This is a genomic window from Marinomonas sp. KMM3893 (assembly GCF_004352855.1).
Lineage (GTDB): Bacteria > Pseudomonadota > Gammaproteobacteria > Pseudomonadales > Marinomonadaceae > Marinomonas > Marinomonas arenicola.
The window spans coordinates 351,726-363,722 of record NZ_SJSC01000003.1 but is presented as its reverse complement, the minus strand read 5'-3'; the positions used below and the strand labels follow the sequence as shown (position 1 = coordinate 363,722).

Genomic DNA, 11,997 nt, shown 5'->3' with positions numbered 1-11,997 from the left:
TTATCCGTGACGCTGTTCAAAAGAATGCATGAAGTCGATCAAGGCTTGCACCCCTTCCATCGGCATCGCGTTGTAGATACTCGCGCGCATTCCGCCCACAGAGCGATGCCCTGCTAAGGTTCTCAAGCCTGCCGCTTCTGATTCTTCCAAAAACAACGCTTCAAGAGAGTCGTCCGCCAACACAAAAGGCACATTCATGCGTGAACGGTAAGCTGGGTCAATCGGATTAGAATAGAAGCTGCTTTCGTCAATCGCACGATACAGTGCTTCGGCCTTACGAATATTGGCTTGCTCAATGGCCTCTACGCCACCTTGATTTTCCAACCACTCAAACACCAAATCCGCCAAGTAAATGGCGAAGGTAGGTGGCGTGTTGATCATGGAGTCGTTTTTCGCCAAGGTCGCAAAATTCCACGTCGTCGGTAAAGTCTCCGCACTGCGCGCCAACAAGTCTTTACGCACAATACAAATCACCACACCCGCAGGTCCAACATTCTTCTGGGCACCCGCGTAAATCATGCCGTATTTGCTAACGTCTATTTTACGAGACAAAATCGTCGACGATAAATCCGCCACAATCGGCAACGAGGTTTCAGGCAACTCGGAAAATTCCAAACCACCAATGGTTTCATTCGGGCACAAATGCAAGTACGCCGCGCTTTCATCCAAATCAAAAGAAGAAAATGCTGGCACAGTTTGGTAATTCTGCGCTTTAGAAGACGCAACCACATTGATCTGGCCGTATTTTTTCGCTTCTTTAATCGCCTTGGTGGACCAAGCGCCCGTATCCAAGTAACAAGCCGAGTCAAAACCATTCATTAGGTTGGCCGGAATCTGTGCAAACAAGGTAGACGCACCACCCTGTGCAAACAAGATTTCATAGTCATCACTAATATCCAGCAAACGCGCCAGACGCGCTTTCGCCGAAGCAAGAATAGACATGAACTCAGCACTACGATGGCTCATTTCCATCACGGAAACGCCAGCGCCATGCCAATCCAACAATTCAGACTGCGCTTTCTTTAGAACTTCTTCAGGGAGTGCAGCTGGACCAGAACAAAAATTATAAACTCGGCTCATCCTGTTTTTTACCTCTAGTATCCAGGATCTAACTTAAACAAAAGCGACGCACCAAGGTGCGCCGCTCTTATTACTCTTCGTCTTCGGTGGTATCAGGCGTCTCACCAGAAGCAGTAGTCGGCGCTGCCGCCTCATCTGCTCCAAGCTCCTCGCCGTCTTCCACATCACCTTCATCGTCTTCAACAACACGAACCACACCCACTAGGTGCTCATCGTTTGTTAAGCGAATCAAGGTAACACCTTGTGTGTTTCGACCTTGACAAGACACTTCGGTGACTCGCGTACGAACCAAGGTTCCTTGATCTGTGATCAAGATAATCTCATCCGTTTCGTCTACTTGAGTCGCACCAACCACTGGGCCATTACGCTCAGAGACCTGGATACCGATAACCCCTTGACCACCACGACCGTAGACTGGGAAGTCGTCGATCGAAGTACGCTTACCATAACCATTTTCACACGCCATCAAGACGGCAGCGCCTTCTTGAGGAACGATCAAAGAAACCACTTTTGCGTCTTCGCCTAAACGAATACCACGAACACCGGCGGCGGTACGACCCATGGCACGCACGTCGCCTTCAGAGAAGCGAATCGTTTTACCAGAGCTCGATACCAACATAATGTCATCGTTGCCAGTCGTTTGAGCAACACCCACAAGAGCATCACTGTCATCTAGACTCAAGGCAATCAGACCCGTTGAACGAGGGCGAGCAAAATGCTCCATTGCTGTTTTCTTAACAGTACCGTTGGCTGTTGCCATGAAGATGTAGCTGCTGGCTTCTTGAGCCTCTTCATCCACTTCTGCATCCGCGTCTGATTTTTCCGGTGTTGTTAATGGCAATAAAGCCGAAACATGTTCACCTTCTGCAAACGGTAACAAGTTTACAATCGGACGGCCTTTCGAGTTACGGCTGGCCGTTGGAATTTCAAACACGCGCAACCAATACACTTTACCAAAGTTAGTAAACAGCATCACAGTATCGTGACTGCTTGTTACTAATAGATGGCTAATATGGTCTTCGTCTTTCATGGCTGACGCAGATTTACCGCGACCGCCTCGGCGCTGAGCTTTGTATTCTTCTAATGGTTGAGATTTCGCATAACCGGTATCCGAAATCGTCACAACCATAGGCGCTTCATCAATCAAATCCGCAATCGTCAAATCTTGACGAGACGTTAAGATTTCAGTACGACGCACATCACCAAACGAATCACGAACTTCTTCTAGCTCTTCACGAATGACTTCCATCAAACGATCAGGGTTAGACAAGATTTCCAATAGTTCAGCGATCAACTCAATCAGCGCTTTGTACTCCGCCATGAGTTTTTCGTGTTCTAAGCCCGTTAAACGGTGCAAACGCAAATCCAGAATCGCTTGCGCTTGGTCTGGAGAAAGGTGGTAAGCACCATCCACAAAACCATATTGCGCATCCAGATCATCAGGACGACAAGCATCAGAACCCGCGCGTTCTAACATCGCCATCACATTGCCTGGCTGCCAAGATTCAGCAACAATTCTTTCTTTTGCTTCCGCCGACGTTGGCGACATTCTGATCAACTCGATAACGCGATCGATGTTGGCAAGAGACACCGCCAAACCTTCAAGAATGTGACCACGCTCACGCGCTTTGCGAAGCTCGAAGATAGTACGACGAGTCACCACTTCACGACGGTGTTTGACAAAGCATTCAAGGATTTGTTTCAGGTTAAGCAATTGTGGACGGCCATCGACTAAGGCCACCATATTGATACCAAAAACAGATTGGAGTTGTGTTTGAGTGAAAATATTATTCACCACTACGTCTGGGTTTTCACCGCGACGCAGTTCAATCACAATGCGCATGCCGTCTTTATCAGACTCATCACGCAACTCACTAATCCCTTCTAATTTTTTCTCTTTTACCAGCTCAGCGATTTTTTCAATGACTTTCGCTTTGTTTAACTGATAAGGAATCTCAGTAAAGACGATGGCTTGGCGATTGCCCTTTTCCATGTCTTCAAAGTGGTGACGGGCGCGCATGTAAATACGACCGCGACCTGTTTTATAGGCCTCCACGATACCGGCACGACCATTAATAAAGGCCGCTGTCGGAAAATCTGGACCAGGAACATGCTCCATCAACTCATCAACAGTAATGTCAGCATTATCAATAACCGCTAAGCAGCCATCGATTACTTCACCTAAATTGTGAGGAGGAATGTTCGTTGCCATGCCCACCGCAATACCGGCAGAACCATTCACTAATAAGCCTGGTACTCGGGAAGGCATAACCGATGGCATAAATTCAGTGCCATCGTAGTTAGGAACAAAATCGACCGTTTCTTTTTCAAGATCCATCAATAAATGATGGGCGATTTTGGCCATACGAATTTCGGTATAACGCATTGCGGCGGCGCTATCGCCATCGACAGAACCGAAGTTACCTTGTCCATCCACCAAGGTGTAACGCATGGAGAAAGGTTGCGCCATACGAACAATAGTGTCGTAAACAGCCACATCACCATGTGGATGGTACTTACCGATTACATCACCGACGATACGCGCGGATTTTTTGTACGGTTTATTCCAATCGTTTTTCAGTTCATTCATTGCGAACAAAACACGACGGTGGACGGGCTTTAAACCATCTCGTACGTCTGGTAATGCACGCCCAACGATTACACTCATTGCGTAATCTAGGTAGGAACCCTTTAGTTCGTTTTCGATACTGACGGGAATAATTTCTTTGGCTAATTCACCCATAGATACAACCGATCCTTATGCCTCGGAGTCTGACAGACGCCCTGATATCTTTTTATAAGCGCTGCATTGTACCATAAGGAAATAAATAACACCCCTGCGACAGTATCTTTTGTTTGCTATTTGATGACTCTACCGAGACACTCAATCTGACAAAATTTATGACACGATTCAGACGATTAACTGACAAAGAAACCACGAGCAAGCCAAGTTTGCTATTGGTTGCCTGTATTGATCTCGCTATAATGCAAAGAACACTTTGGCCAATCCGCCATAAAACGGCAGCATCTATCTAACTCAACACCCTAGATGCAGACAACGCCCTACAACACCATCGGAAATTAACCATGACCAATACAAAAGAACAGCACAACAATGTAGATTTTACCGAAGTGGCTAAATTTGAAGCGCTAGCCAGCCGTTGGTGGGACACTGAGAATGAATTCAAACCTCTGCACGACATCAACCCATTGCGCGTTAACTATATTAATGAACGCGCAGGTCTGTCTGGAAAAAAAGTCATTGATGTTGGCTGCGGTGGCGGCATTTTGTCAGAAGCCATGTCCAAACTGGGTGCCGACGTTAAAGGCATCGACATGGGTGAAGCGCCTCTCGCGGTTGCCAACTTACACCTAGAAGAGTCCAAACTAGACATCGACTACGAAAGAATCACCGCCGAAGAAATCGCGGATCGCGAAGCCGGCACTTATGATGTAGTGACTTGCCTAGAAATGCTTGAGCACGTGCCAGACCCAGCGTCCGTCATCAAAGCCTGCATGACTCTGGTCAAACCTGGCGGTCACGTCTTTTTCTCCACCATCAATCGCAACCCGAAAGCGTACCTTTTTGCGATTGTAGGCGCCGAATACATTCTAAACATGTTGCCAAAAGGCACCCACGATTACGCCAAGTTCATTCAACCTGCTGAGCTGAACAATCACGCAAGAAAAGCAGGACTAGAAGTCCTACACATGACCGGACTTACCTACAACCCAATCACTAAACACTATAAGCTTACAGACAAAGATGTGTCCGTGAATTACATGATGCATACCCAGAAGCCGAGCATGTAAGCCATTAAATAAGAGAGAAGGAGGCGTTATGTTTGATTATCAAGCCCCAGAGCAACTACTCAAAGACAAGATAATTCTGGTCACTGGCGCTGGAGATGGCATCGGCAAAACCGCCGCCCTCACCTACGCCCAGCATGGCGCCACTGTCATATTATTAGGCAGAACCACAAAAAAACTAGAAGCCGTTTACGACACCATCGAAGCGAAAGGCTACCCACAGGCTGCCATAGTCCCACTCAATTTAGATGGCGCCAGCGAGCACGATTTTATTGAACTGGCAGCCACGCTAAAAAATGAATTCGGACACCTAGACGGTATTTTACACAACGCCAGCCTACTAGGTGAACGCACCCCACTTGAAACCTACGACGCCGAGGTCTTTGATCAGGTCATGAAGGTTAACGTGCTTAGCCAATTCATGCTAAACCAAGCCCTTATGCCACTATTAAAGGCGGCCCCCAACGCGTCAATTGTGTTTACAACCTCCAGCGTTGGTAGAAAAGCCAGAGCTTACTGGGGCGCTTATTCGGTGTCGAAATTTGCCACCGAAGGCATGATGCAACTGCTTGCTGACGAATTAGAGAGCACCTCCAACATTCGCTGCAACGCCATCAATCCAGGGGCAACCCGCACCACAATGCGCGCGGCCGCTTACCCGGCAGAAGACCCAGAAACCCTTCCCTCTCCTGAGGAAATAATGCCGGTTTACCTGTATTTAATGGGCGCCGATAGCGAAGGCATCAATGGCAAATCATTAGACGCTCAAGCCAAATAAACTACCGCGCAATGGTTTTCCACCATTGCGCGCCACTCAAACTTTCGGCTAGTATCGTGACATGACAACAATACCTAAGACATTGATCACTGCGCTTTTTTTTCTCGCCACTCTCGTCGGCTTTCACCCTACCGCTTTCGCCGCCACAGTAACCAGCAACCCTCATAAGCCTCTTGAAAAAGCCATTAGCGATCACAACAACTACAGTTTAATAACGCTAAAAAATGGCCTCAATGTCATCCTTGTTAGCGACCCACACGCAGAACGATTTGCCGCTTCCATGGCCGTAAATGTCGGCAGTTACCAAGACCCTAAAAACCAACAGGGATTAGCGCATTTTTTAGAACACATGCTGCTCTTAGGCACCCAAAAATACCCTAATGCTGGCAGCTACCAGTCCTTTATTAGCCACCATGGCGGCAGCTACAACGCTTACACCAGCATCAACTCCACCAACTTTTTCTTTGATATAGAAAGTAAGCACTTTAGCGGCGCATTGGATAGATTTTCACAATTTTTCATTGCCCCACTGCTTGACCCGAATTCCGCACAACGGGAAAAAAACGCGGTTAACGCCGAATACAAAGCGAAATTTAACAGTCAACGCCGTCGCCTCAATCAGGCCTTTAAAACATTACTCAACCCAGAACACCCTCAGAGTCAATTCACCGTCGGCAGTTTAGACACACTGAAAGACCGCGAAAATAACCCACTGCACAAACAACTACTGACGCTTTATAAAGAAAACTATGTGGCCAACAACATGGCCTTGGTGTTGGTTGCTAACCTGCCAATGGCAGATCTTGATGCATTGGCCACCAAATACTTTTCAGCCATCCCTTCTGGCAACATAAAACCAAGACCAAAAGCCCCATCATTACTCAAACCCGGGGCACCTCAACTGCAGTTCACTCGCCCCAATATAGACAGCAACACGCTGTCATTTTGCTACCAGATTGACAGCCAAGAAAAACACTACAAGACACGCCCAGCTCGCTATTTAACCTATATTTTAGGCAACGAAAGCAAAGGGTCACTGTACGCCACACTTAAAAACGAAGACTTAATCAACAGCTTAAGCAGCGACATATCCCCTGACTACGAGCACAACGCGCTATTTTGTACCGACATTCGACTGACCGACCAAGGCACGCACAACATAGACAAGGTTGCCAGCACCTTCTTCGCTACGATCGGCACCATTAAGTCAGCCCCGATTAACCCTGTTTATCTCGAAGAAGAAGTCACACTAAGCAAACTGACCTATGACTATCACAATTACATCAGCCCACAAGCCTTAGCCAAGCTACTGTCTTCTAGGATGCTGTCGGTGCCACCACAAGACGCCCTTAGCAGCTTCAAAATAGAGAAAGTCGCCAGCAACAAAGACATCACCCATATTTTGAATCAACTAACCGATCAAAACCTATTGGTCCAATTATCCACCCAACACACACTACCCAAAAAATGGTCAAAAGACCCCATCACATGGCACACAGAACCCTGGTACCAAAGCCAGTACAGCAACACCCAATTTAGCGACTATTTTTTGAACATGGTGCATTTCTCCACCAAAAATACGGCCATCACACTTCCCAAAAAGAATCCGTTCATCCCAACATCACTCAGCATGGTCGATGAGCAAGATAAGACGCCACACATCATCCTCCAGAAAAAGAATTTCACCTTTTGGCACAAAGCGGACACCAGCTTCCAAAAACCAACCAGCATTAACTTTCTCGCCATTCAATTTGACCACGCTGCCGATACCGCCAAGCACAGCGTACTCAATCATTTATGGACTCGAACCGTAAACGACAGCATCAGCGAGTCCACTTATGAGCCCTATATTGCAGGCCTTGGCTACAGCCTCTACCCTCACCTTAATGGCATTTCTTTTAACACCACAGGCTATGCAGACAAACAAGGCGACTACCTCGTTTGGCTGGTCGATCAGTTTTTTCTATTCAAGCCTACGCCGCAAGACTTTCAGCGCATCAAGGCACAGCTAAAGAAAGATCTCGATAACCAAAAGAGCCGCCAAGCCTATCAAGGCGCCAACATTGCACTAAGCTCCTTGATCACCAAGAACAACTTCACCACCAAAGAACTGCTTGCGGCACTTAAAGACAGCACCATTGGGGACCTTCAAAACTACATCAAGAACGCCAAAAGCCACTTCGAAGTCGTCGGCTACAGCACTGGCGACGTGTCAGAAGCAAACGCCATGAAGCTTGCCAGCACACTGCATGAGCGATTCATCAACAGACTCGCCCCTCACTTATCGACCAAGGTAGAAACCAAGCAACTGGCCGCACAAGAAAAGCTCGAGTACCGCTTCCCATCTATCAGCAAAGACAGCACAGTCCTTTACTCCTTGATAGACACAGGCCCGCAGACAGAAAACAAAACTGAGTACGAATCCACTCTGCAAAAGTCCTACTTTGCCATCTTGTGCAACATACTCAACAGCCGCTTTTACAACCAGCTGCGCACCGAACAACAACTGGGCTACATTGTCGGCGTGCAAGACCTCAGTACACGCAACACCCCTATTCTCGGCTTTCTCATACAGTCCCCTGATAAGGACACCAACACCTTGGTCAACGCCATTGAATCCTTTATCAAAGAACAAGCCATATTGTTGCAAACACTGCCCAAACAAGACTTTCAGAACACCAAAAACAGTCTACTGAGTAGCCTAAAAATGGGCGCTAGAAATCTAGACGACAACGCGTACGATGAATGGCATGAAATCGCCAAATACTCACAGGATTTTGATCACAAAAAACAAGCTATTAAGGTCGTAGAAGGGATCACGCAAGAAGGTTTTATTCAGTACATTAAGCAGAAAATAGAACAAGGCAATACTGCAAAAATACTCATTCACAATAAAGCGCTAGATAAGACACTAATACAGAAAGGACACTGGATAAAAGCTCACCCAGAAGGCAACAACTTGACTGGACACTCGTTAAAAATAGAAGCTCAACACAACACACACACCCTAGCCGCCAATTAGTTTTTCCAGTTTATCTTCTTGGCTTTCACTCGGCTTCGCTACATTATTGGAAGCCTTCACCGCTGGTGTTTTAGGCTTTATTTCTGAGAACTCTCCGGTATCTGGGATTAGATTTTGTGAATTCGAGTCATCTTGAGACTTCTCTAGCTTATTAAGCTGATCGCCAAAGACACCTATTTCCGGCATCATTCGCAGGCGCTTTTCTTGAATATCATCAGGGATATGACCAGTAAACAAAACCGTAAAGGGTGCATCTTTAGTACGCTTATTCACCTCATCATAAATCGCTTTTTCTCTTTTGGCGATCTTCTGCTCTTCAAGATAAGAGCGATCCGCCCCCGTCGCCGTCACCACCACATTAGGCCCCAACAACGACACTTTACTTTTTTCAGCAGGAATAACAGCAACCTCATCTGGAGAATTAAGCACCACCTGATGACGACCATGGATCACCTGATTGCCATAGATAATATCCACCGGTTGAATTTCCACTGTTTGAGCCTGCACCACTAAAGGCAGCACAAACATAACCCCTACTATTTTTTTCATAACCACCCCAAAGATCGAGCCTCTAACTATAAGAGATAATCAGCCATTAAAAAAGGAGGCTAAACACTGCTTAGCCTCCTTTTTGTAAACTAATCGCTGAGCGTATTACAAAGTAATAACATCAAACTCAACCAATGAATCCACATCCGCTTCGTAATCAACGCCATCTACACCAAAACCAAACAGCTTCAAAAACTCATCTTTGTAAAGCTGATAATCGGTTTCAGCAAATAAGTTTTCATCGGTAATTTGTGGCCATAGATCACGGCAAGCTTGCTGAACATCGTCGCGCAGCTCCCAATCATCCAAGCGCAAACGGTTCGCGTCATCAACCAATTCAGCTGGGTTATGGTTATTGTACAAACGCTCAGAGAACATGCGGTATATCTGATCCATACAACCTTCATGAAGGCCTTTTTCGCGCATCACTCTGAAGACCATAGCCAAATACAAAGGCATCACTGGAATAGCCGAAGAAGCTTGAGTCACAACCGACTTCAAGACAGCGACGTTAGCACCACCATTAAGCACAGACAGCTGACCGTTAATTGCAGCAGAAGCACGATCTAGATCTTCTTTCGCTTTACCTAGAGCACCGTGCCAATAGATAGGCCATGTAATATCAGAGCCGATGTAAGAATACGCAACGGTACGCACACCTTCAGCCAATACGCCCGCTTCTTGCAACGCAGACATCCATAATTCCCAATCTTGGCCACCCATTACGGTCGTTGTCGCCGCAATTTCTTCTTCTGTCGCTGGCTCAATTTCCGCTTCGATAATCACATCTTTATTCGTATCGATCGCAGTAGAACGGTAAGGCTGACCGATCGGCTTCAAAACAGAACGAATGACTTCGCCAGTTTCTGGCATTTTGCGCACTGGCGACGCCAATGAGTAAACCACCATATCGATTTCACCAAGGTCTTGCTTGATCAACTCGATGACTTTGTCACGCGCTTCATTTGAGAAAGCGTCGCCATTAATGCTTTTGGCGTACAAACCTTCTTCTTTGGCTGCTTTTTCAAACGCCGCCGCATTGTACCAACCCGCAGTACCCGTTTTCTTTTCTGTTGCTGGTTTTTCAAAGAAAACACCGATTGTCGCCGCACCAGAACCAAATGCCGCTGCAATACGAGAAGACAAGCCATAACCACTAGAAGAACCAATGACCAATACTTTTTTAGGGCCATTTTCCACTTGGCCTTTTGCTTTCGTAAAAGCAATCTGCTCTCTTACGTTTTGCTCACAGCCTACAGGGTGAGTGGTGGTACAAATAAATCCACGAATCTTTGGTTTAATGATCATATTATCTTCTCAACGTCATGTTTTGCTTACATCCTACCTAACCAGAAAGCACCTTTCATCAGGCAAGACAAATCTGCGCACAATGATACAATAGCTTATCCTATATGTCCTCGCTCACTTTCAATAACCGGACATTCGTTCCCCATTTTCTGCAAAGAGACACCTTGATGCATCTACTTGTTATTGGTTATGTATGGCCAGAGCCAAACTCCTCGGCGGCCGGCAGTCGCATGATGCAATTGCTCCATACTTTTCGAGACGCCAACTGGCAAATCACTTTCGTCAGTCCAGCACAACAAACCGAGCACATGACCAAGCTTGACGAGCTCGACATCGCCTGCGAGCACATCACGCTAAACGACGCCTCGTTTGACCACTATGTCAGCTCATTGGCACCCGATGCAGTGATGTTTGACCGCTTCATGATGGAAGAGCAGTTTGGTTGGCGAGTTGAAAAGTTCTGCCCCAACGCATTGCGCATTCTAAACACCGAAGATCTTCATTCCCTAAGGGAAGCACGCCATCAGGCACTGAAACAAAAGAGAAGCTTCCAGCAAGCAGACCTGCACAGTGATTTGGGCATTCGAGAAATCGCTGCCATTCATCGCTGCGACCTAACATTAATGATTTCCGAGTTCGAAAAAAACCTACTCGTAAATGAATTTCATGTGCCTGAGTCTCATGTTTTTCACCTTCCCTTTATGCTGGAAAGATCCACTGAATATGGGGTTTTACCCACCTTCGAAGAACGCCAACACTTTATTACCATTGGCAACTTTAGGCACGCCCCGAATTGGGATGCCGTTCTGTATTTAAAACAACAAGTGTGGCCAAAGATACGCAAAAAACTCCCCACCGCAGAGCTGCATATTTACGGCGCCTACCCGCCTCCAAAAGCCACCCAACTGCACAACGAAAAAGAAGGTTTTCTGGTAAAAGGCTGGGCCAAAGACGCTCAAGACGTCATGAAACACGCCAGAATTTGCTTAGCCCCATTGCGCTTTGGGGCTGGCATTAAAGGCAAGCTTGTCGAAGCCATGCAAATGGGCACACCCAGCATCACCACCTCAATCGGCGCAGAATCCATGTACGGGCACCTGCCTTGGAATGGCGTCATCAGTGATGACATAGAAGAATTTGCGGCCGCCGCCGCAGCGCTTTATCAGGACTCTGCCAGCTGGCATCTGATGCAGAAAAATGGCTTTTCCATCCTAGACACCCTTTACGATAAAGCCGTCTGGGGACCGCGTTTTTTAACAAGGATTGAGCGACAACTTGCCCTAAAAGACACCCTAAGGGAAAAACATTTTTTGGGTAAAATGCTCAGGCACCACAGCCTAAAAAGCACCCAATACATGTCTCAGTGGATAGAGCTAAAAAACAAGAAAGAAGAAGGTAATTAACACAAAGAACCCATGAAGCGAGCGCTCACAGGCCTGAAAAACATTGA

General features: G+C 46.8%; 8 protein-coding genes. 4 read left to right on the top strand and 4 right to left on the bottom strand.

Annotated features, from left to right (window positions below; genetic code table 11):
- Both serC and gyrA read right to left on the bottom strand, forming a co-directional pair.
- Positions 1-1,080, bottom strand: coding sequence for a 3-phosphoserine/phosphohydroxythreonine transaminase (gene serC, locus E0D71_RS09570; protein WP_133003083.1), 1,080 nt, complete (start codon positions 1,078-1,080; stop codon positions 1-3).
- A gap of 70 nt (positions 1,081-1,150) precedes the next feature.
- The gene (gene gyrA, locus E0D71_RS09565) at positions 1,151-3,823 is read right to left on the bottom strand and encodes a DNA gyrase subunit A (protein ID WP_133003082.1); all 2,673 of its coding nucleotides are present in this window, start codon (positions 3,821-3,823) and stop codon (positions 1,151-1,153) included.
- 344 nt (positions 3,824-4,167) lie between these two features.
- Here gyrA and ubiG point away from each other — a divergent pair, with 344 nt between their 5' ends.
- The 3 genes from ubiG to E0D71_RS09550 all read left to right on the top strand — a co-directional run bounded on the left by ubiG (position 4,168) and on the right by E0D71_RS09550 (position 8,690).
- Positions 4,168-4,893, top strand: coding sequence for a bifunctional 2-polyprenyl-6-hydroxyphenol methylase/3-demethylubiquinol 3-O-methyltransferase UbiG (gene ubiG, locus E0D71_RS09560; RefSeq protein WP_133003081.1), 726 nt, complete (start codon positions 4,168-4,170; stop codon positions 4,891-4,893).
- A 28-nt stretch (positions 4,894-4,921) separates the two neighbouring features.
- Positions 4,922-5,668, top strand: a complete 747-nt coding sequence (locus E0D71_RS09555) for a YciK family oxidoreductase (RefSeq protein WP_133003080.1) — start codon at positions 4,922-4,924, stop codon at positions 5,666-5,668.
- Positions 5,669-5,729: 61 nt separating this feature from the next.
- A complete protein-coding gene (locus tag E0D71_RS09550; RefSeq protein WP_133003079.1) occupies positions 5,730-8,690 on the top strand; it encodes an insulinase family protein in 2,961 nt (986 codons plus the stop codon).
- Here E0D71_RS09550 and E0D71_RS09545 read toward each other — a convergent pair.
- Both E0D71_RS09545 and fabV read right to left on the bottom strand, forming a co-directional pair.
- On the bottom strand, positions 8,676-9,239 hold the full coding sequence (locus E0D71_RS09545) for a hypothetical protein (protein ID WP_133003078.1): 564 nt from the start codon (positions 9,237-9,239) through the stop codon (positions 8,676-8,678). The genes E0D71_RS09550 and E0D71_RS09545 overlap by 15 nt on opposite strands.
- Before the next feature lie 105 nt (positions 9,240-9,344).
- Positions 9,345-10,547, bottom strand: a complete 1,203-nt coding sequence (gene fabV, locus E0D71_RS09540) for an enoyl-ACP reductase FabV (RefSeq protein ID WP_133003077.1) — start codon at positions 10,545-10,547, stop codon at positions 9,345-9,347.
- A 167-nt stretch (positions 10,548-10,714) separates the two neighbouring features.
- Here fabV and E0D71_RS09535 point away from each other — a divergent pair, with 167 nt between their 5' ends.
- The gene (locus E0D71_RS09535) at positions 10,715-11,950 is read left to right on the top strand and encodes a glycosyltransferase family 4 protein (protein WP_207923360.1); all 1,236 of its coding nucleotides are present in this window, start codon (positions 10,715-10,717) and stop codon (positions 11,948-11,950) included.
- The last annotated feature ends 47 nt before the right edge of the window (positions 11,951-11,997 follow it).

Excerpts from the sequence above, each read along its gene's own strand:
- serC (WP_133003083.1), bottom strand. The coding sequence starts at position 1,080 with ATGAGCCGAGTTTATAATTTTTGTTCTGGTCCAGCTGCACTCCCTGAA.
- gyrA (WP_133003082.1), bottom strand. The coding sequence starts at position 3,823 with ATGGGTGAATTAGCCAAAGAAATTATTCCCGTCAGTATCGAAAACGAA.
- ubiG (WP_133003081.1), top strand. The coding sequence starts at position 4,168 with ATGACCAATACAAAAGAACAGCACAACAATGTAGATTTTACCGAAGTG.
- E0D71_RS09555 (WP_133003080.1), top strand. The coding sequence starts at position 4,922 with ATGTTTGATTATCAAGCCCCAGAGCAACTACTCAAAGACAAGATAATT.
- E0D71_RS09550 (WP_133003079.1), top strand. The coding sequence starts at position 5,730 with ATGACAACAATACCTAAGACATTGATCACTGCGCTTTTTTTTCTCGCC.
- E0D71_RS09545 (WP_133003078.1), bottom strand. The coding sequence starts at position 9,239 with ATGAAAAAAATAGTAGGGGTTATGTTTGTGCTGCCTTTAGTGGTGCAG.
- fabV (WP_133003077.1), bottom strand. The coding sequence starts at position 10,547 with ATGATCATTAAACCAAAGATTCGTGGATTTATTTGTACCACCACTCAC.
- E0D71_RS09535 (WP_207923360.1), top strand. The coding sequence starts at position 10,715 with ATGCATCTACTTGTTATTGGTTATGTATGGCCAGAGCCAAACTCCTCG.